At 71.5% G+C, this 19,368-nt stretch carries 16 protein-coding genes; 8 read left to right on the forward strand and 8 right to left on the reverse strand.

The genetic code is table 11. The features are described 5' to 3' along the window. Positions 1-19: 19 nt before the first annotated feature. Positions 20-946, reverse strand: a complete 927-nt coding sequence (gene sigJ, locus J7I97_RS19490) for an RNA polymerase sigma factor SigJ (RefSeq protein WP_214936595.1) — start codon at positions 944-946, stop codon at positions 20-22. 114 nt (positions 947-1,060) lie between these two features. Between sigJ and J7I97_RS19495 the strand changes: the two genes are divergently transcribed. Next, the gene (locus J7I97_RS19495) at positions 1,061-1,462 is read left to right on the forward strand and encodes a hypothetical protein (protein WP_214936597.1); all 402 of its coding nucleotides are present in this window, start codon (positions 1,061-1,063) and stop codon (positions 1,460-1,462) included. A 7-nt stretch (positions 1,463-1,469) separates the two neighbouring features. Here the strand turns inward: J7I97_RS19495 and J7I97_RS19500 are convergent, their stop codons facing one another. The 5 genes from J7I97_RS19500 to J7I97_RS19520 are packed head-to-tail and all read right to left on the reverse strand — an operon-like array spanning position 1,470 to position 6,924. Next, the gene (locus J7I97_RS19500; protein ID WP_214936599.1) at positions 1,470-2,780 is read right to left on the reverse strand and encodes a DUF58 domain-containing protein; all 1,311 of its coding nucleotides are present in this window, start codon (positions 2,778-2,780) and stop codon (positions 1,470-1,472) included. Continuing rightward, positions 2,780-3,742: a MoxR family ATPase gene (locus J7I97_RS19505; RefSeq protein ID WP_214936601.1), complete on the reverse strand. Its 963-nt coding sequence runs from the start codon at positions 3,740-3,742 to the stop codon at positions 2,780-2,782. The genes J7I97_RS19500 and J7I97_RS19505 overlap by 1 nt, the downstream gene beginning before the upstream one ends. Then, positions 3,739-4,944, reverse strand: a complete 1,206-nt coding sequence (locus tag J7I97_RS19510; RefSeq protein ID WP_214936603.1) for a DUF4350 domain-containing protein — start codon at positions 4,942-4,944, stop codon at positions 3,739-3,741. Before J7I97_RS19510 ends, J7I97_RS19505 begins: the two co-directional genes overlap by 4 nt. Beyond that, on the reverse strand, positions 4,941-5,618 hold the full coding sequence (locus J7I97_RS19515; protein ID WP_214936605.1) for a DUF4129 domain-containing protein: 678 nt from the start codon (positions 5,616-5,618) through the stop codon (positions 4,941-4,943). The genes J7I97_RS19510 and J7I97_RS19515 overlap by 4 nt, the downstream gene beginning before the upstream one ends. Positions 5,619-5,625: 7 nt before the next feature. Next, a complete protein-coding gene (locus tag J7I97_RS19520) occupies positions 5,626-6,924 on the reverse strand; it encodes a hypothetical protein (RefSeq protein ID WP_214936607.1) in 1,299 nt (432 codons plus the stop codon). 236 nt (positions 6,925-7,160) lie between these two features. Here J7I97_RS19520 and mtrA point away from each other — a divergent pair, with 236 nt between their 5' ends. The 6 genes from mtrA to J7I97_RS19550 all read left to right on the forward strand — a co-directional run bounded on the left by mtrA (position 7,161) and on the right by J7I97_RS19550 (position 14,504). Beyond that, positions 7,161-7,850, forward strand: coding sequence for a two-component system response regulator MtrA (gene mtrA / locus J7I97_RS19525; RefSeq protein WP_189747360.1), 690 nt, complete (start codon positions 7,161-7,163; stop codon positions 7,848-7,850). 1 nt (position 7,851) lies between these two features. Beyond that, positions 7,852-9,795, forward strand: coding sequence for an MtrAB system histidine kinase MtrB (mtrB, locus tag J7I97_RS19530; RefSeq protein WP_308365908.1), 1,944 nt, complete (start codon positions 7,852-7,854; stop codon positions 9,793-9,795). Continuing rightward, complete coding sequence (locus J7I97_RS19535; protein ID WP_308369246.1) at positions 9,785-11,644, forward strand: LpqB family beta-propeller domain-containing protein; 1,860 nt, start codon at positions 9,785-9,787, stop codon at positions 11,642-11,644. The genes mtrB and J7I97_RS19535 overlap by 11 nt, the downstream gene beginning before the upstream one ends. A 114-nt stretch (positions 11,645-11,758) precedes the next feature. Further along, positions 11,759-12,517, forward strand: coding sequence for a ComF family protein (locus tag J7I97_RS19540; RefSeq protein WP_214936613.1), 759 nt, complete (start codon positions 11,759-11,761; stop codon positions 12,515-12,517). A 355-nt stretch (positions 12,518-12,872) separates the two neighbouring features. Continuing rightward, positions 12,873-13,568: a ribosome hibernation-promoting factor, HPF/YfiA family gene (gene hpf, locus J7I97_RS19545; protein ID WP_374103604.1), complete on the forward strand. Its 696-nt coding sequence runs from the start codon at positions 12,873-12,875 to the stop codon at positions 13,566-13,568. A gap of 198 nt (positions 13,569-13,766) precedes the next feature. Further along, the gene (locus tag J7I97_RS19550; protein WP_214936615.1) at positions 13,767-14,504 is read left to right on the forward strand and encodes a response regulator transcription factor; all 738 of its coding nucleotides are present in this window, start codon (positions 13,767-13,769) and stop codon (positions 14,502-14,504) included. 73 nt (positions 14,505-14,577) lie between these two features. Here J7I97_RS19550 and J7I97_RS19555 read toward each other — a convergent pair whose 3' ends face one another. After that, positions 14,578-15,753 carry a winged helix-turn-helix domain-containing protein gene (locus tag J7I97_RS19555; RefSeq protein ID WP_214936617.1) on the reverse strand — a complete coding sequence of 392 codons (1,176 nt, stop codon included), beginning with the start codon at positions 15,751-15,753 and terminating at the stop codon, positions 14,578-14,580. Between the two features lie 9 nt (positions 15,754-15,762). Further along, entirely contained in the window at positions 15,763-16,344 is a 582-nt protein-coding gene (locus J7I97_RS19560) for a GNAT family N-acetyltransferase (protein WP_214936619.1), read from the reverse strand. Between the two features lie 226 nt (positions 16,345-16,570). Here J7I97_RS19560 and secA point away from each other — a divergent pair, with 226 nt between their 5' ends. Next, positions 16,571-19,360 carry a preprotein translocase subunit SecA gene (gene secA, locus J7I97_RS19565; protein WP_214936621.1) on the forward strand — a complete coding sequence of 930 codons (2,790 nt, stop codon included), beginning with the start codon at positions 16,571-16,573 and terminating at the stop codon, positions 19,358-19,360. The last annotated feature ends 8 nt before the right edge of the window (positions 19,361-19,368 follow it).

The raw sequence follows: 19,368 nt of genomic DNA on the forward strand, positions 1-19,368 counted from the left end.
TCTGCGTTCAGGACCAGGTTCAGGACCTGTCGGTCCACGGACGGAGTTTCTCCGGGTTGCGGATTGCCCAGATGCGAGTGATGCGGCTGCGCGTGAGGCTGAACGCCGCCACGGTCACTGTGACGCCGGCGTGCTGGGCGACCAGGCCGGGCCGGCCGTTGACTGTCCGTTCCAGGAGCGTCAGCCCGGGGGCTTTGTCGGCGATGTGGATGAGGTACTGGGCGATACGGTCGCTGCCCTCGACCGGGCGGAGGACCGTGCCGACCAGCCCGCCGCCGTCGGCGATCATCGTGGCGTCGGGGTCGAGGAGGCCGACGAGGGCCTTGATGTCCTTGGCTTCCCACGCCTCCTTGAAATTCCGCACCAGACCGGCCTGCCCGGCCGCCGGAACAGGCGGAGCCTGCGCGGCGCGAACACGTCGACGGGCCGAGGAGGCCAGCTGACGGCAGGCCGCCGGTGTCCGGCCGACGATCTCGGCGACCTCGGTGAAGGGGTACCGGAAGACGTCGTGCAGGATGAACGCCACGCGCTCGGCCGGCGTCATCGACTCCAGTACGACGAGGAAGGCCATGTTCACCGACTCGTCCAAGGTGACCAGGTCGGCAGGGTCGGCCGGGTGGGGCCTGCCACTGCCCGCCCACCCGCTGGTCCACTCCGTACGGTCGGGAAGCGGTTCGGGTATCCATGCGCCGACGTAACGCTCGCGCCGGGCCCTCGCCGAGCCGAGCAGGTCCAGGCAGATGCGGCCGGTCACCGTCGTCAGCCAGGCGCCGGGCGACTCGATGGCCTCCTGCTGTTGCCGCGGCATCGCGTACCAGCGGGCGTAGGCCTCCTGCACGGCGTCCTCGGCCTCGGCCAGCGAACCGAGCAACCGGTAGGCGAGATTGGTCAGCTGGCGCTGCTCGCCGACGATCACGCTCAGACCCGGCTCGGACGGTGTGCTCATGTGGTGACGGCTCCCTGTTTTTCGGCGCTTCGCCTCACATTTCGCGGGCCTACGTCGTCGATCTGTCGAGACAGTACCGATCCACCGCCGCAAGGCAGAAGAGGGGACCACATCATGGCCACCCAGACGATGACAGAACGCCGCAGCGTCACGTTCATGCAGGTCGCGATAGCCCTGCAGACCTTGGCGATCTTCTTCCAAGCGATCACCGCGGGACTTCTGCTGTCCTCGTCCCACGGCGAGGTACTGCACGGCGTCGGGGCGCGCGTGATGTACGGGGCATCGATGCTGTACGTGCTCGCCGCGATCCTGGCGTGGCGGCCGGGCGGCGGGTCGCCCCGTCCCATCCTGTACGCGTCCGGCTTCCTCGTACTCGCTTCGGTGCAGGTGGTGTTGGGCATCGCCCACACGCCGACGGCCCATGTCCCCCTGGGCGTCCTGATGTTCGGCCTGAGCGTGCTCGCGCTGGGCCAGGTTCTGTCCGCCCGCTTGTCGGGCGCTCCGGCACGTCGGTGAGGGTTGGTCAGAGGCGGCCGGCGGCCTTGAGTGCCAGGTAGGCGTCGGCCAGGGCGGGGGCCAGGGCGTCGGGGGTGGCGTCGACGACGTGGACGCCGTGGCGGGAGAGCTGGTCCGCTGTGCGGCGGCGCTGGGACTGGGACTGGGTGCCTGCCGCGGCCTCGTAGACCCCTTCGATGGTGCCGCGGGACCTTGTCATTTCCGCTGTGTGCGGGTCGGCCACCGAGGCCAGCAGGACCGTGTGGCGCTGCGTGAGGCGGGGGAGGAGGGGGAGCAGGCCCTCTTCGATCGGGGCCGCGTCCAGGCTCGTCAGGAGGACCACCAGGGAGCGGCGCGGGGCGCTGCGGAGGATGGTGGAGACGAGGGTGCGGGAGTCGGTTTCGACGAGTTCCGGTTCCAGGGTGGCCATGGCGTTGACGAACGCCGGGAGGGCGTCGGCGGCCGAGCGGCCCTGGACCTGGGCGCGGGGGCGGCGGTCGTGGGCCAGGAGGTCCACGCGGTCGCCGGCGCGGGTGGCGAGGGCGGTGAGGAGCAGGGCCGCGTCCATCGCGGAGTCCAGGCGGGGTGCGTCGCCGACGCGGCCGGCCGAGGTGCGGCCGGTGTCGAGGCAGATCAGGATGTGGCGGTCGCGTTCGGGGCGCCAGGTGCGGACGGCCACCTTGTGCTGGCGGGCGGTGGCGCGCCAGTCGATGGAGCGGGTGTCGTCGCCGGGGACGTAGTCGCGCAGGCTGTCGAACTCGGTTCCCTCACCGCGCGTCAGGAGGCTGGTGCGGCCGTCGAGTTCGCGCAGGCGGGCCAGGCGCGAGGGGAGGTGCTTCCGGCTGGCGAAGGGGGGCAGGACGCGGACCGTCCAGGGGACGGTGTGCGATCCCTGACGGGCCAGCAGGCCCAGCGGGCCGTAGGAGCGGATCGTGACGCGGGCCGCCTGGCGGTCGCCGCGGCGGGTGGGCCGCAGGCGGGTGGTGAGGCGGCGGCGTTCGCCCGCGGGGATGACGAGGGAGTGCCGTGACGCGTCGGTTTCCGTGCCGGGGAGCCAGCTGCTCGGGGGCCAGGCGTCGCGGACGCGGGCGCGGAGCTTGCGGGTGCCGGGGTTGGTGAGGGTGAGGTGGACGTCCGCCGGCTCGCCGAGGCGTACCGAAGTGTCGCCGGAGCGGGTCAGCTTGAGGGCGCGGACCGGTGCCGCCAGGGCGTAGTCGACCGCGCAGGCCAGTGCGAGGGGGCCGTTGACCGCGAGCATCCCCGTCCAGCTCGGTTCGAGGATGCCTACGGGGATGCTGCCGAGGGCCGCCAGCAGGGCGGTGCGTCCGGTGAGGGCCATCAGCGCGGGACGGGGACGTGGGAGAGGATCGCGGTGATGACCGAGTCCGAGGTGACGCCTTCCATCTCGGCTTCCGGGCGGAGTTGGACGCGGTGGCGCAGGGTCGGCAGCGCGAGGGCCTTCACGTCGTCAGGGGTGACGTAGTCGCGGCCGGTGAGCCAGGCCCAGGCGCGGGCGGTGGCCAGCAGGGCGGTCGCGCCGCGGGGGGAGACGCCGAGGGTGAGGGACGGCGATTCGCGGGTGGCGCGGCAGATGTCGACGACGTAGCCGGTGATTTCGGGGGAGACGCTGACGTGCGCCACGGCTTCGCGGGCGGCTTCGAGTTCGTTCGGGCCGGCGACCGGGCGGACGCCGGCGGCGTGCAGGTCGCGGGGGTTGAAGCCGGCGGCGTGCCGGGTCAGGACGCCGATCTCGTCCTCGCGGGAGGGGAGGGGCACGGTGAGCTTGAGCAGGAAGCGGTCCAGCTGGGCTTCCGGGAGGGGGTAAGTGCCCTCGTACTCCACCGGGTTCATGGTGGCGGCGACGAGGAAGGGCTCCGGGAGTGGGCGCGGGGTGCCGTCGACGGTGACCTGGCGCTCCTCCATCGCTTCGAGGAGCGAGGACTGGGTTTTGGGGGGCGTGCGGTTGATCTCGTCCGCGAGCAGGAGGTTGGTGAAGACCGGGCCGTTCTGGAAGGAGAACTCGGCGGTGCGGGCGTCGTAGACGAGGGAGCCGGTGACGTCGCTGGGCATCAGGTCCGGGGTGAACTGGACACGCTTGGTGTCGAGTTCGAGGGATGCGGCGAGAGCCCGGACGAGGAGGGTCTTCGCGACGCCGGGGACGCCTTCGAGGAGGACGTGGCCGCGGCAGAGGAGGGCGACGACGAGACCGGTGACGGCCGAGTCCTGGCCGACGACGGCCTTTCCGATCTCGGTGCGGATCGCTTCCAGGGAGGAGCGGGCGCTGTCCGTGGTGGCCGTCATGAGGTGCGGACCTCTCTTTCGAGGGCGTCGAGGTGGTCGGCGAGCGCGACGAGTGCCGCGTCGTCGGCGGGTGTGGTGCCGAAGAGGAGGGTGGCCGCGTCGTGTGCGCCGACGGTTTCGGCGAGGCGGGCGGATACGGCGGGGACCAGGGCTGAGGGTTCGTGGGCGTGGGTGGCCGGTACGCCGACCAGTGCGGCCAGGCATTCGCGGGTCGCGGCGCGCAGCACGGTGGCGGCGCGGTCGCGGGCGCCTGCCTTGCGGTAGAGGCGGGCGCGGCCCTCGGTGGCCTCGGAGGCGCGGATGGCGACGGGAAGCTTCTCGGTGACGAGGGGGCCGAGCCGGCGGGCGCGCCAGAGGGCGGCGAGGACGGCGGCCGTGAAGAGCTGGAGCAGGGCCCAGCCCCATCCGGCCGGGATGAGCTCCACGAGGCTCTTCTCCTCGGTGTCGCCGGGCTCGGAGGCGTCCGCGATGCTGGGCAGGTACCAGACGACTTCCGGGCGGGAGCCGAGGAGTTGGAGGGCGAGGGAGGCGTTGCCCTCCTTGGCGAGGCTCTCGTTCAGCAGGATGGTGTCTGAGCCGAGGACGACGGTGTCGCCGCCCTTGGTGGTGCCGGGGAGGATGAGCAGGGTGGGGTCGCCGTCGCCGCTGAAGTAGCAGAGCTCGGCGCCGGGGACGGCGGTGGTGTAGCGGAGGCCGCCTCCGGTGGCGGCGCGGCCCGCGGACGCGGCGGCGGGCAGGACGCAGCCGGGGTCGAGGTTGTCCTGCTGGGCGGGGCCGTTGGCGTGGGCGCCGGGGGCCAGGTCGGCGAGGCTGGGGCCGTGGGGGGAGAGCAGGACGGTGCGGCCGCCGGAGAGGTCGGTGGCGGAGCGGATGACGCGGCGCTGGCTGTCGCCGAGCAGGTCGGGCTGGGTGACCAGGAGGGTGGTGCCGGGGCCTGCGGCGTCGGCGGCCTCACGGGCGGTGGTCACGACGCGGCCGGCGACTTTGCGCTCCTTGAGGAGCTCGGAGAGGGCGCGGGTTCCGTACGGGTCGGCGGAGCGGGGGTCCAGGTAGCCGTGCCGGTTCCCGGACTGGAGGCCGGCGATCGCGATCGCGCCGGCGAGCAGGATGCCGAGGACGACGAGGAACCCGCGGGCCCGGGTCCAGAGCTGGGCGGCGGTGAGGGCGGTGGATGTGGCGGCTGCTCCGCCGGTTGTGGTCATTCGGTGGGTCCCGTCAGGAGCGGCTTGGCGCGTTCCAGGGCGAGGTCCAGGGAGCGGAGGCGGCCGTACGTGGCGGCGTCGGCGGTGCGGCCGCCGTAGGTGACGTCGTCGAAGGCGCGGGCGGCGGCGCGCAGGTCGCCGGTGTGCTCGGGCAGGGAGACGGCGGCTTCGGCGGCGGCCTCGTCGGCGGTGCGGCCGGGGCGCGGGTCGAGCAGGGTGCGCTCCTCCAGGGAGCGGACGACGGCGCGCATGCGTTCCTGGACGGCTTCGGTCCAGCGGCCGGCGGCGGCGTGGGCGTCGGCGGCCGCGCGGTGGTCGGCGGCGCTGCGCAGGCCGTCGTCGAAGAGGGTGCCCGCGCCGGTGGCGGTACGGCGGGGGGTGCCGAGCCGCCACCACAGGGCGGCTATGACGAGGAGGACGAGGATGAGGACGGCCAGGAGGCCGAGGCCGCCGCCGGGAGTGGCGCCGGAGGCACGGCTGAAGAGGTCGGAGACCCATTCCCAGAAACGGTCGAGGGCGCGCTCGAAGAGGCCCGGGTCGTTCTGGTGGTAGAGCGGCTTGGACAGTTCTCGCTCGGCCGCCTCGCGGGCGGGTTCGCGCGGTGTCGTGACCGGTGGTGTCTCCGCGCCGGGCAGCAGTGCCGCGGCGCGGGTGATGAGGCCCCCCGTGCTCATCGGTCCGTCAGCCCCCGGTGACCGGTCCGCCGCCGGCGGCGGACGGCGGCGTGGGGGCGGTGCCGTGATCGCCGGCGCCGTAGTTCTCCAGGCCTGCCGCGCGGGCGAGTTCCAGGTCGAGGGCCTCGCGCCGGATGCGCTGGTCGATGTACAGGAGGACGGTGACGCCCGACTGCATCGGCATGGTGATCGTCAGCGCGATGACGCTGCCGATCCCCGCGAAGACGAGCGCGCCCCAGCTGTCCATGCTGGAGCCATCGGCGAGACCGTCCATGCCGCCGCCGAAGACGGCGACGCCGATGAGGGTCAGTGGCCAGATGATGATCGCCGAGACGATGGAGGTGAGGATGCCGGTGACGAGCGAGATGCCGAAGATGCGCCACCAGGAGCCCTTGACCAGCTTCGACGAGCGGCTCAGCGCGGTGAAGACCTTGGCCTTCTCCAGCATCAGCGCGGGCGAGGCGAGGCTGTACTTGAACCACAGCCAGGTGATCAGGCCGAGCGCGGCGAAGCCGCCGAGGACGCCGAGGCCGAGGTTGTCCGCCAGGACGCCGGGCAGGATCAGGACGGTGAATGCGGCGACCGCGCCGGCGCCGAGGAGCAGGGTCAGGGCGGCCAGCCGGAGCAGCTGTCCGCGGGACTCGCGCCACGCGCCGGCGACCGTGGAGCTCTGGCCGAGGACGGCCCGGCTGAAGACCATCGTGAGCATCGCGGTGACGAGGATGCCGCCGACGAGCTGGATGAAGAGGGCGGCGAGGGTCACCGCCATGCTGCTGCCGATGGAGTCGAGCACTTCTCTGGCATCGGGCTGCGAGCCCGGCTCGATCACGAGCTCGTCCATCGAGTACTTCTGGACGAGGACGCTGACCAGCTGCACTATGACGGCCACGGCCAGGCTGATGGACAGCACCGAGCGCCAGTGGGTGCGCATCGTGGTGACGGCGCCGTCGAGGATCTCCCCGAGGCCCAGCGGGCGCAGCGGGATCACGCCCGGCTTGGCGGCCGAGGGCCCGCCCCAGCCGCCCTGGCCACCCGGATAGCCGTACTGGCCGCCGTAGGGGGAGCCGTACTGGCTGCCGGGCTGCTGCCCGCCGTACGATCCCCAGCCCGCGCCCTGCTGCGGCTGCTGGGGGCTCGCGGCGGGGGTCTCGGGTGCTCCGGTGCCCGGGCTCGACCACTGGCCGGGCGGCGGCTGCTCGGCGGACCACTTCGGGCCGCCGGTGGGCTGCGCGGGCGGCTGGGTGCCGTCGGAGCCCTCGCCGTCGGTCGGGGATCCAGGCGAAGCCCAGCCCGGAGAGTCGTTCATCGTCGCTCCTTCATGTGCGCCTGCCGGGGCGGGCGCGCTGGTCGGCTGCCATCGTGCCATGTGGGAACGTTGAACGGATCAGTTGTTCCCCCCGGATCCCGGGCTGCCCGTACCTTCAATTGTCGCCCGGATCCGGGGCAGACTGGTCGACCTGATCTCCACGCAGGTCCGAGGGGCGATTTCCAGCCCTTTTGGCTGTGGGACAGCTCACCGCCAGGTAACGATTAGCTAATGGGATGATGTCAACCATGAAGGGACGCGTCCTTGTCGTCGACGACGACACCGCGCTGGCCGAGATGCTCGGCATTGTGCTGCGTGGAGAAGGTTTTGAGCCGTCGTTCGTAGCGGACGGTGACAAGGCACTGGCTGCCTTCCGGGAGGCGAAGCCGGACCTGGTGCTGCTCGACCTCATGCTGCCCGGAAGGGACGGCATAGAGGTGTGCAGGCTGATCAGGGCCGAGTCCGGGGTGCCGATCGTCATGCTCACCGCCAAGAGCGACACGGTGGATGTCGTCGTGGGCCTGGAATCCGGGGCCGACGACTACATCGTCAAGCCGTTCAAGCCGAAGGAGCTGGTGGCACGTATCCGGGCCCGCCTGCGCCGGTCGGAGGAGCCCGCGCCCGAGCAGCTGGCCATCGGTGACCTGGTCATCGACGTGGCCGGGCACTCGGTCAAGCGGGACGGTGCCTCCATCGCCCTGACCCCGCTCGAGTTCGACCTGCTGGTCGCCCTCGCGCGCAAGCCCTGGCAGGTCTTCACCCGTGAGGTGCTGCTGGAGCAGGTCTGGGGCTACCGGCACGCGGCGGACACCCGCCTGGTCAACGTGCATGTGCAGCGGCTGCGCTCCAAGGTCGAGAAGGACCCGGAGCGCCCGGAGATCGTGGTGACGGTGCGTGGTGTCGGCTACAAGGCCGGACCGAGCTGACGTGCAGCCCGGCAAGCCCCGGGGCGGCTCCCGCAGGGGAGTCCTGCGGGGCGGCCGGCTGTTCCAGGACGGAGCGCCCGGCGGCCCTGTGCTGCGGCTGTTCGTACGCCTCGTACGCCGGCCGCTGCTTCCGGCTGTCCGGCTGTGGCGGCGCAACATCCAGCTCCGGGTGGTCGCGGCCACCCTGCTGATGTCGCTGGCCGTGGTCCTCGCGCTGGGCTTCGTCGTCATCGCCCAGGTCAGCAAGGGTCTCCTCGACGCCAAGGAGGAGGCCGCGCAGAGCCAGGCCGCGGGCGGGTTCGCGGTCGCACAGGAGAAGGCCAACACGCCCTCCGCGGCGGACGGGCCCGACGCCACCGACAACAAGGTCGGCCGGGACGCCAGCACCTGGATGAACTCGCTCGTCAAACAGCTCGCCAGTGGCGGGCAGACCGCGTTCGAGGTCGCCGCGCTCGGCGCCGGCACCGGTGAGCAGGCCCCGGCCGGCGGGCAGGGCGTCAAGGGCGCCCGCGCCTCCGGCAACGTGGACCCGACCGCGAGCGTCCCGCTGGGGCTGCGCAAGGCCGTCAACCACGCCACCGGCACCTTCAAGACCTTCTCGGAGATCAAGTACACCGCCGGGGCGGAGGAGAAGGACCCCGAGCCCGCGCTGGTCGTGGGCAAGCGGCTCACCGACATCAACGGGGACCCGTACGACCTGTACTACCTCTTCCCGCTCAAGCAGGAGGAGGAGTCCCTCAACCTGATCAAGGCCACGATCGCCACCGCCGGCCTGTTCGTGGTCGTGCTGCTCAGCGCGATCGCCTGGCTCGTCGTACGCCAGGTCGTGACCCCTGTCCGGATGGCCGCCGGGATCGCCGAGCGGCTCTCGGCCGGGCGGCTCCAGGAGCGGATGAAGGTCACCGGCGAGGACGACATCGCCCGGCTGGGCGAGGCCTTCAACAAGATGGCCCAGAACCTCCAGCTCAAGATCCAGCAGCTGGAGGACCTGTCCCGGCTCCAGCGCCGGTTCGTCTCGGACGTCTCGCACGAGCTGCGGACTCCGCTCACCACGGTACGGATGGCCGCCGACGTCATCCACGACGCCCGGGTCGACTTCGACCCGGTCACCGCGCGTTCCGCCGAACTGCTCGCCGGGCAGCTCGACCGGTTCGAGTCGCTGCTCGCCGACCTGCTGGAGATCAGCCGGTTCGACGCGGGCGCGGCCGCCCTGGAGGCGGAGCCCGTCGACCTGCGGGACGTCGTACGCCGGGTCATCGACGGGGCCGAGCCGCTCGCGGAGCACAAGGGCACCCGGATCCGGGTCCTGGGGGACACCCAGCCGGTGATAGCCGAGGCCGACGCCCGGCGCGTGGAGCGGGTGCTGCGCAACCTCGTCGTCAACGCGGTGGAGCACGGCGAGGGCCGCGATGTGGTGGTCCGGCTCGCCTCGGCGGGCGGGGCCGTCGCGGTCGCCGTACGGGACTACGGGGTCGGGCTCAAGCCCGGCGAGGCCACCCGGGTCTTCAACCGCTTCTGGCGGGCCGACCCGGCGCGGGCGAGGACGACCGGCGGTACCGGGCTCGGTCTGTCCATCGCCGTCGAGGACGCCCGGCTGCACGGCGGGTGGCTCCAGGCGTGGGGCGAGCCGGGCGGCGGCTCGCAGTTCCGGCTGACCCTGCCGCGCACCGCCGACGAGCCGCTGCGGGGCTCCCCGATCCCGCTGGAACCCGAGGACTCGCGGGCCAACCGGGCCAGGGCCGCCGCCGAGGCGGCGGGCGCGGGCGCGGCACCGGTCCGCAAGGGCGGGGAGGGCGGCGACCGCTCGCCGATACCGCCGCGCTCCGCCGTCGCCGGCGCGCTGCCGGTACCGGCGGACCCGACGGCCCTGCCGGGCAACGGGGCCCGTGTCGTGGCCCGGCCGGCCGACCAGGCAGCACAGGAGGATGGAGCAGGTGGACGCTGAGCCCAGGAGCGCGCGAGTACAGGCCCGCCGGTCGCCCGGCGGACAGCTGCCGGGCGGGCGGGCGTACGCCGTCCTCGGCGCGGCGGGTCTGCTGCTGGCCGGGTGCGCGTCCATGCCCGACAGCGGTGAGATCCGCCAGGTGCAGGCCTCCCAGGGCGTCGACTCGCAGGTGCGGGTGTTCGGCGTACCGCCGGCCGACAAGGCCAGCCCGGCCGAGATCGTCGACGGCTTCCTGGAGGCGATGACCAGCGACGACCCGCAGCTGGAGACCGCCCGCAAGTACCTCACCGAGGACGCCGCGAAGAACTGGAGGCCCGGCTCCGCCGTCACCGTGCTGTCGGCCGGCCTGGACCGGTACCCGGTGCAGGGCGACAAGGAGCCCGACGAGCCGCGCTGGAAGGTCACCGGCAAGAAGCTCGCGACGGTGGACGAGCGCAGCGCGTACCAGCCGGAGACCGGCGGCGGGCGCTACGAGGAGTACCTCCAGCTGGTCCAGGTCAACAAGCAGTGGCGGATCGCCACCCCGCCCAGCAGCCTCGTGCTCAGCGAGTCCGACTTCCAGCGCATCTACAAGCCGGTCAACAAGTACTACTTCGCGGGCAGCACCCTCGTCGCCGACCCGGTCTACGTGCGCCAGCGCAGTGACCCCGACTCGCGGATGGACCCCACCACCCAGACCGTGCAGTCGCTGCTCGCCGGTCCGTCGAAGTGGCTCGGGCCGGTCGTCACCTCCAACTTCCCCAGCGGGACTGCGCTTCGGGAGGGCACCAAGTCCCTTTCGTACGACGGGCAGAACACGCTGCGCGTGCCGCTCAACGAGAAGGCCGACAACGTCGCGCACCCGCAGTGCCAGAAGATGGCCACCCAACTCCTGTACACCGTCAGGGATCTGACGGCCTCCCGGCTCGACCGGGTGGAACTGGTGCGCTCCGACGGGAAGTCCTCGCAGTGCTCGGTGACGGGCGCGGCCGCGGCGGCGATCGCCAACCGGGCCCTCGCCCCCGAGCACCAGTACTACGTCGAGGGCTCCCGGCTGGTCCGGATGACCCTCGACGTCAACAGCGAGGACCAGCAGCAGGACAAGGCCGAGCCGGCGCCGGGGCCGCTGTCCACCGCGGCCGGGTTCAAGGTCGGCTCGGCGGCGGTCGCGTACGACGAGAAGCGCGCGGCGGTGGTCTCGGAGGATGGGCACGGGCTGTACGTCGTGAACCTGACGACGGCCGGCGCGATGCCGCCGGCGGTGCTGACCGGGAAGGCCGGCGGCAAGCTCACCGCGCCCAGCTGGGACGCGCTGGGCGACCTGTGGATCTCGGACCTGGGTCCGCAGAGCCCGGGTCTGTGGCGGGTGCCCGGCGGGACGGGAACCCCGCAGAAGGTCGAGGTGGCCGGACTCGGCGGCGGGAGGATCACCGCGCTGAAGGCCTCCTCGGACGGGGTGCGGATCGCTCTGCTCGTGGAGAACGACGGCGGGCGCAAGAACCTCTTCATCGGGCGGGTCGAGCGGCCCGAGGGCAAGGCCGACGCCTCGGCGGTGTCGGTGCGCGAGCTGCGCCCGGCGGCCCCCCAGATGGCGGACGTGACGGCGATGAGCTGGGCGCCGCGGGGCCGGCTGCTGGTGGTGGGCCGGGAGAGCGGCGGGGTCGTGCAGGCCCGCTACATGCTGGCGGACGGTTCGATGGTCGCGGCCAGCCTGCCCGGGGCAACGGGGCTCAGCGCGGTGGCGGCGTCCGAGGACGAGGCGCAGCCGGTGGTGGCGTTCTCGGATGATGACGGGATCGTGTGGCTGCCGCCGGGGGCGCAGTGGCGCACGGTGGCGGCGGGCGGGCGGGCGCCGGTCTACCCGGGCTGAGCTGCGCCGGGCTGAGCTTCGCCGATCTTCGGGCTGACCTGCGGGTTTCTCCAGGCTGCCGTGGGTTTTCCACAGGGGTGGCGGGCTGTCCCGGTGCCCGGGCAGAGTGGCCGTATGCGGGGGTGGTGGCGGGAGCTGGCCGGGTTGGTCCTGCCGGTCGGCTGCGCCGGCTGCGGGGCCGGCCGGGAACTGGTGTGCGCGGGGTGCCGGGAAACGCTCAGTGGGGCCGGGGCGGGGCGTGTACGGCCGACTGCGGGGCCCGCGGGGCTGCCCGCGGTGTATGCGGCCGCGGCGTACGGGGACGCCGTACGAGAGGTCGTACTGGCCCACAAGGAGCGCGGGGCGCTGCCGCTGGCCGGGGCGCTCGGCACGGCCTTGGCGGCGGCGGTCCGGGCCGGCGAGCACGGGGCGGCCGGGGCGGCGGGGGAGCTGGTCCTGGTGCCGGTGCCCTCGGCGCGGTGGCAGGTCCGGGCGCGCGGGCACGATCCGGCGCGCAGGATCGCGCTGGCCGCCTCGGCGCGGCTGCGGCGGGCCGGTGTTCCCGCGCGCGTGGCGCCCGTACTGCGGCTGCGGCGGCCGGTGGCGGACCAGGCGGGCCTGGGGGCCCGGCAGCGGCGGGAGAACCTCGCCGGCGCCCTGGGGGTGTGCCGGGACGGCGCGCGGCTGACGGCCGGGGCGCGGCTCGTCCTCGTGGACGACTTGATCACCACTGGAGCCACGCTCGCGGAGGCGGCCCGCGCGGTGCGCGCCGCCGGGCTGGTGGAGGGGGCGCGGGCGGGGTCGGTGCTGAGGGCGGCCGTGGTGGCCGCGCCGGCTGACTCCTTCCGGGGGATCCGGCCCGCGGAAAACCCGTACAGAGCCAAATTCTTCTGAATAGATTTGGAACTGGTGGGGAAGGCGCATCGTTGCAGGTAGTAAGAGGGAGTAGCCACCTGAACGGAGGTACGTTCCGGTAGCGGGTGCCGACAACCGCCATAGAGGGATATGTTCGGTTGTGAGGAACTGGCGAGCCTTGGCCCCATGCACCGGATCGCACGTTTCGAAACGTTTCGGATCTTCGTGTCAGAGGCAGTCTCTCGACTCCGAAGTCGGTGGGGTGTAGATCTTGCCGATGGGGGAGGAGGAGGTGAAAGTCGCCAAGTCCGAGGCTCCGGTGTTCACCGGAGTCTGGTGCGAAAGGGAGACGCTTCGCCCCATGCGGCGGAGCTATCCGGGAACGGAGTTCTGCGTGGACATCGTCGTCAAGGGCCGTAAGACCGAGGTGCCCGACCGGTTCCGCAAGCACGTGGCCGAGAAGCTGAATCCGGAGCGGATCCAGAAGCTCGACGCCAAGGTGATCAGCTTGGACGTAGAGGTGTCCAAGGAGCTCAACCCGCGCCAGGCCGACCGTTCCGACCGCGTGGAGATCACCCTGCATTCGCGGGGCCCGGTGATTCGTGCCGAGGCGGCCGCCGCCGACCCGTACGCGGCGCTGGACCTCGCGCAGGACAAGCTGGAGGCCCGGCTGCGCAAGCAGCACGACAAGCGCTACACCCGCCGTGGAAACGGCCGGCTCTCGGCGGCCGAGGTCGCCGACGTGGTGCCGGACGCCGCGACCCTGAACGGGAATGGCATGCCGGTCGGCGAGGAGAAGGCGGACGCCATCCCGACCACCCGGATCGGGTCGCTTGAAGTGCAGGGCGAAGGCCCGCTCGTCGTCCGCGAGAAGACCCACTCGGCCGCACCTATGTCGCTCGACCAGGCTCTGTACGAGATGGAGCTGGTCGGCCACGACTTCTATCTGTTCGTCGACTCCGAAACCAAGCTGCCCAGCGTCGTGTACCGGCGCCACGCTTACGACTACGGCGTTATCCACGTGAACCCCGACGGGGCGTCGACCTCCGAGGAGCCGCGCGGCGGCGCCGGCGGAGCGCTCGGCGGCTGACAAGTCATTCGGTTTTTTGCCCCTGCGGGATGGATGCTCAGGCGTCCCGCAGGGGCACTTGTATGACTCGTATGCGCCGTCCGGGCCCCCGGTAGCCCCCCGCCGGGTGGCGCGGGCATGGAATCATGGCGGGCAGTCAATCGGCGGCTGACCCCGCAGGGTTGGCCCGGCAGCTCGGCACATGCAGGGGGAGGAACGATGGCGGACAGCTTCGGACCGGTGCGCGGCAACGACGGTGCGGACTGCCGTGAGGATCGTGAGGGGGAACCGGCCGGCGAGCCCATCAGGGTGCTCGTGGTCGACGACCACGCCCTGTTCCGGCGCGGGCTGGAGATCGTCCTCGCGCAGGAAGAGGACATCCAGGTCGTCGGCGAGGCCGGGGACGGGGCGGAGGCGGTGGACAAGGCCGCGGATCTCCTCCCGGACATCGTGCTGATGGACGTACGGATGCCGAGGCGCGGCGGGATCGAGGCGTGCACCTCGATCAAGGAGGTGGCCCCCTCCGCGAAGATCATCATGCTGACGATCAGCGACGAGGAGGCGGACCTCTACGACGCGATCAAGGCGGGTGCGACGGGGTACCTGTTGAAGGAGATCTCGACGGACGAGGTCGCCACGGCGATCCGGGCCGTGGCGGACGGGCAGTCGCAGATCAGTCCGTCGATGGCGTCGAAGCTGCTGACCGAGTTCAAGTCGATGATCCAGCGCACCGACGAGCGGCGGCTGGTGCCGGCGCCGAGGCTGACGGACAGGGAACTGGAAGTCCTGAAGCTGGTCGCCACCGGGATGAACAACCGGGACATCGCCAAGGAGTTGTTCATCTCCGAGAACACGGTGAAGAACCACGTCCGCAACATCCTGGAGAAGCTTCAGCTGCACTCCAGGATGGAGGCCGTGGTGTATGCGATGCGGGAGAAGATCCTGGAGATCCGGTAGGGGCGGGGTCGGAGTCGGCCGGGGTCGGAATCGGCCGGGGTCGGAGTCGGCCGGGGTCAGAGTCCGGCCGGGGTCAGAGTCCGGCCAGTTCCGCGGTGACGGCTTCCGCTTCCTCGGGAGAACCGGAGCGCTCCACCCGTACCGCGTCGCAGCCCACCCAGGACGCCGCCTCGCGCAGGGCCTCGGCCATCGGGCGGGCCGCCTTGAGGGTGGTCAGGGACAGCTGGCGGGCCACCAGGGCGGTCCCCTCGCGGGCCGGGTCGACGCGGCCCTGGAGCCGGCCGCCGGCCAGCAGCGGCATCGCGAAGTAGCCGTGTATCCGCTTGGGCTTGGGGACGTACGCCTCCAGGCGGTGCGTGAAACCGAAGATCCGCTCGGTGCGCGGGCGGTCCCAGACCAGGGAGTCGAACGGGGACAGGAGCGTCGTGCGGTGCCGGCCGCGCGGGACGGTCACCAGCGCCTCCGGGTCCGCCCAGGCCGGCTTGGACCAGCCTTCGACCTCGACCGGGACGAGCCCCGAGTCCGCGATCACCGCATCGACCTGCTCGCCCTTGAGGCGGTGGTAGTCCGCGATGTCGGCGCGGGTGCCGACCCCCAGGGACTGGCCGGCCAGGGCGACCAGGCGGCGCAGGCACTCGCGGTCGTCCAGGTCGTCATGGAGCAGGGCGTCGGGGACGGCGCGCTCGGGCAGGTCGTAGACCCGCTTCCAGCCGCGGCGTTCACCGCAGACGACCTCGCCGGTGTCCAGCAGCCACTCCACCGCGATCTTGGACTCGGACCACTCGAACCACTCCCCGCCGTTCTTGGCGCCGCCGAGCTCGGTCGAGGTCAGCGGGCCGTCGGCCTTGAGGCGGTCCAGGACCGCCCGCGTCGAGCGCTCCTTGTCCTGGAGGACGTGCCAGCGGTGGCCGCGGGCCCGGCGCGCGCGGCGTCGGAAGGCGAAGTGCGGCCACTCCTCGATGGGGAGGATGCAGGCCGCGTGCGACCAGTACTCGAAGGCGTGGCTGTCGGACCAGTAGGCGGACTCCACCGCCGTACGGCCCACCGAGCCCAGGCGCGCGTAGGGGATCAGCTCGTGCGACCGGGCCAGCACCGAGATCGTGTCCAGCTGTACGGCGCCCAGGTGGCGCAGCACCCCGCGCACCCCGCCGCGGCGGTCCGGGGCGCCGAGGAAGCCCTGGGCGCGCAGGGCGATCCGGCGCGCCTCGTCGGCGGACAGGGACACGGTCGGCGGCGGTGTGGTCGTCATGGGCGAACCCTAGACGCGGCTACTGACAGCGGGCAGATACGGCAGCGAGGACGGCAGACCGAGGTCGGCGGGGAGCAGGGAGGCGAGCCAGCAGTCCCGGCGGGTGCCGTTGTGGTCGAGGCCGGCACGCTGTACGCCCTCCAGGCGGAACCCCGCCTTCTTCGCCACCGTGCGCGATGCGGTGTTCCCGACCTCCGCACGCCATTCCATCCGTGCGCAGCCCAGCTCGTCGAAGGCCCACCGGGCCACCGCGCCGACCGCCTCGGTGATCAGCCCCCTGCCCCGGAACTCCTTGGCGCCCCAGTAGCCGATCTCGTAAGTGCCCTGGCCCCGGATCCGGGCGCTCACCGCGCCGGCCAGGGCGCCGTCGGCGGCGAGCCGGACCGCGAAGGTGTACTCCGTGTCCTCGCGCCACCCGGCGGGGGCGATGTGCAGGATGAAGCTCTCCGCTTCCTCCCGCCGGTAAGGGGAGGGGAGCGGCAGCCAGCGCTGGATGGCGGGGTCCTGGCACGCCGCGTGCACCGCGTCGATGTCCGCCGGGGTGAACGGGGTCAGCACGAGCCGGTCGGTGGTCAGTGTGATGGGCTCCATGAACGGATTCTGATACCGCAGGGCGTTCCGGGCGAACACTTTTCGCCTACACCGGCACCTTCCGCGTCCCCCGTACGTTCTCATTCCGGGCACCCGTGCCCTGCGGATAAGGCGGACCTCCCGACGCGACCGCGTCCTCGCTTACGATGGCCGTTGCGGTGGGGCCCACCCTCCGTGCCCGTGTACGAACCAGTGCCAGGCCCGACCGGCAAGGAGACAAACCTCGGTGTCCGTCTTCAACAAGCTCATGCGTGCAGGCGAAGGCAAGATCCTGCGCAAACTGCACCGCATCGCGGACCAGGTCAACTCCATCGAAGAGGACTTCCTCAACCTCTCCGACGCCGAGTTGCGTGCGCTCACGGACGAGTACAAGCAGCGCTACCAGGACGGCGAGAGCCTGGACGATCTGCTGCCCGAGGCCTTCGCGACCGTTCGCGAGGCAGCCAAGCGCGTCCTCGGCCAGCGGCACTACGACGTCCAGATCATGGGCGGCGCGGCGCTGCACCTCGGCTATGTCGCCGAGATGAAGACCGGTGAGGGCAAGACCCTCGTCGGCACGCTGCCCGCGTACCTGAATGCGCTGTCCGGCAAGGGCGTCCACCTGATCACGGTGAACGACTACCTCGCCGAGCGCGACTCCGAGCTCATGGGCCGGGTGCACAAGTTCCTCGGCCTCGAGGTCGGCTGCATCCTGGCGAACATGTCGCCGGCCCAGCGCCGCGAGCAGTACAACAACGACATCACCTACGGCACGAACAACGAGTTCGGCTTCGACTACCTGCGCGACAACATGGCGTGGTCGAAGGAAGAGCTGGTGCAGCGCGGCCACAACTTCGCCGTGGTCGACGAGGTCGACTCGATCCTGGTCGACGAGGCCCGTACGCCGCTGATCATCTCCGGCCCGGCCGACCAGGCCACGAAGTGGTACGCCGACTTCGCCAAGCTGGTCACCCGCCTCACCAAGGGCGAGGCCGGCCAGCCGCTCAAGGGCATCGAGGAGACCGGCGACTACGAGGTCGACGAGAAGAAGCGCACCGTCGCCATCCACGAGGCCGGTGTCGCCAAGGTCGAGGACTGGCTCGGCATCGAGAACCTCTACGAGTCGGTGAACACCCCGCTCGTGGGCTACTTGAACAACGCCATCAAGGCCAAGGAACTCTTCAAGGCCGACAAGGACTACGTCGTCATCGACGGCGAAGTCATGATCGTCGACGAGCACACCGGCCGTATCCTCGCCGGCCGTCGCTACAACGAGGGCATGCACCAGGCGATCGAGGCGAAGGAAGGGGTGGACATCAAGGACGAGAACCAGACCCTCGCCACGATCACCCTGCAGAACTTCTTCCGCCTCTACTCGAAGCTGTCGGGCATGACCGGTACGGCCATGACCGAGGCCGCCGAGTTCCACCAGATCTACAAGCTCGGTGTCGTCCCGATCCCGACCAACCGCGACATGGTCCGCAAGGACCAGGCGGACCTGATCTACCGGACCGAGGTCGCGAAGTTCGCCGCCGTCGTCGACGACATCGCGGAGAAGCACGAGAAGGGCCAGCCGATCCTCGTCGGTACGACGTCGGTCGAGAAGTCCGAGTACCTCTCGCAGCAGCTCTCCAAGCGCGGCATCCCGCACGAGGTGCTGAACGCGAAGCAGCACGAGCGCGAGGCCTCGATCGTCGCCCAGGCCGGCCGCCGCGGCGCCGTCACGGTCGCCACGAACATGGCCGGCCGCGGTACGGACATCAAGCTCGGCGGCAACCCGGACGACCTGGCCGAGGCCGAGCTGCGCCAGCAGGGCCTGGACCCGGAGGAGCACATCGAGGAGTGGGCGCACGCCCTTCCCGCGGCGCTCAGCCGGGCCGAGGCTGCCGTGAAGGCCGAGTTCGAAGAGGTCAAGGAGCTCGGCGGGCTGTACGTGCTGGGCACCGAGCGGCACGAGTCGCGCCGTATCGACAACCAGCTGCGCGGCCGCTCCGGCCGACAGGGTGACCCGGGTGAGTCCCGCTTCTACCTCTCGCTGGGCGATGACCTGATGCGGCTGTTCAAGGCGCAGATGGTCGAGCGGGTCATGGCGATGGCGAACGTGCCGGACGACGTCCCGATCGAGAACAAGATGGTGACGCGCGCGATCGCGTCCGCGCAGTCGCAGGTCGAGACCCAGAACTTCGAGACGCGCAAGAACGTCCTGAAGTACGACGAGGTCCTCAGCCGCCAGCGCGAGGTCATCTACAGCGAGCGCCGCCGGGTCCTTGAGGGCGAGGACCTCCAGGAGCAGGTCCGCCACATGATGGACGACACGATCGACGCGTACATCGCGGCCGAGACGGTTGAGGGCTTCGCGGAGGAGTGGGACCTGGACCGGCTGTGGGGCGCGTTCAAGCAGCTCTACCCGGTGAAGGTCACGGTGGAGGAGCTCGAGGACGCGGCGGGGGACCGGGCGGGGATCACGGCCGAGTTCATCGCGGAGTCCATCAAGGACGACATCCACGAGCAGTACGAGGCGCGGGAGAAGACGCTCGGCTCCGAGATCATGCGTGAGCTGGAGCGGCGTGTGGTGCTGTCGGTGCTGGACCGCAAGTGGCGTGAGCACCTGTACGAGATGGACTACCTCCAGGAGGGCATCGGCCTGCGGGCGATGGCGCAGAAGGACCCGCTGGTCGAGTACCAGCGCGAGGGCTTCGACATGTTCAACGCCATGCAGGACGGCATCAAGGAGGAGTCCGTCGGCTACCTGTTCAACCTGGAGGTCCAGGTGGAGCAGCAGGTCGAGGAGCTTCCGGTGCAGGACGCGGCGCCGTCGCTGACGAAGGAGGCGCCGGCCGCGCGTCCGGAGATCCGGGCCAAGGGTCTGGACGCTCCGCAGCGGCCGGACAGGCTGCACTTCTCGGCGCCGACGGTCGACGGCGAGGGTGGTGTGGTCGAGGGCGACTTCGACGCGGATGACTCCGGCGACGGCATGACCCGGGCGGAGCGCCGCAAGGCCCAGAAGGCCTCGGGCGGCCGCCGCCGCAAGAAGTAACCGCCCCC

It is taken from the genome of Streptomyces sp. ISL-87 (assembly GCF_018614095.1).
In the GTDB taxonomy this organism is placed as follows: domain Bacteria; phylum Actinomycetota; class Actinomycetes; order Streptomycetales; family Streptomycetaceae; genus Streptomyces.

Coding starts and splice junctions, on each gene's coding strand:
- J7I97_RS19505 (WP_214936601.1), bottom strand. CDS start 3,742: ATGACGGCCACCACGGACAGCGCCCGCTCCTCCCTGGAAGCGATCCGC.
- J7I97_RS19515 (WP_214936605.1), bottom strand. CDS start 5,618: ATGAGCACGGGGGGCCTCATCACCCGCGCCGCGGCACTGCTGCCCGGC.
- J7I97_RS19500 (WP_214936599.1), bottom strand. CDS start 2,780: ATGGCCCTCACCGGACGCACCGCCCTGCTGGCGGCCCTCGGCAGCATC.
- J7I97_RS19555 (WP_214936617.1), bottom strand. CDS start 15,753: ATGACGACCACACCGCCGCCGACCGTGTCCCTGTCCGCCGACGAGGCG.
- J7I97_RS19540 (WP_214936613.1), top strand. CDS start 11,759: ATGCGGGGGTGGTGGCGGGAGCTGGCCGGGTTGGTCCTGCCGGTCGGC.
- J7I97_RS19560 (WP_214936619.1), bottom strand. CDS start 16,344: ATGGAGCCCATCACACTGACCACCGACCGGCTCGTGCTGACCCCGTTC.
- mtrA (WP_189747360.1), top strand. CDS start 7,161: ATGATGTCAACCATGAAGGGACGCGTCCTTGTCGTCGACGACGACACC.
- sigJ (WP_214936595.1), bottom strand. CDS start 946: ATGAGCACACCGTCCGAGCCGGGTCTGAGCGTGATCGTCGGCGAGCAG.
- J7I97_RS19510 (WP_214936603.1), bottom strand. CDS start 4,944: ATGACCACAACCGGCGGAGCAGCCGCCACATCCACCGCCCTCACCGCC.
- J7I97_RS19550 (WP_214936615.1), top strand. CDS start 13,767: ATGGCGGACAGCTTCGGACCGGTGCGCGGCAACGACGGTGCGGACTGC.
- J7I97_RS19520 (WP_214936607.1), bottom strand. CDS start 6,924: ATGAACGACTCTCCGGGCTGGGCTTCGCCTGGATCCCCGACCGACGGC.
- J7I97_RS19495 (WP_214936597.1), top strand. CDS start 1,061: ATGGCCACCCAGACGATGACAGAACGCCGCAGCGTCACGTTCATGCAG.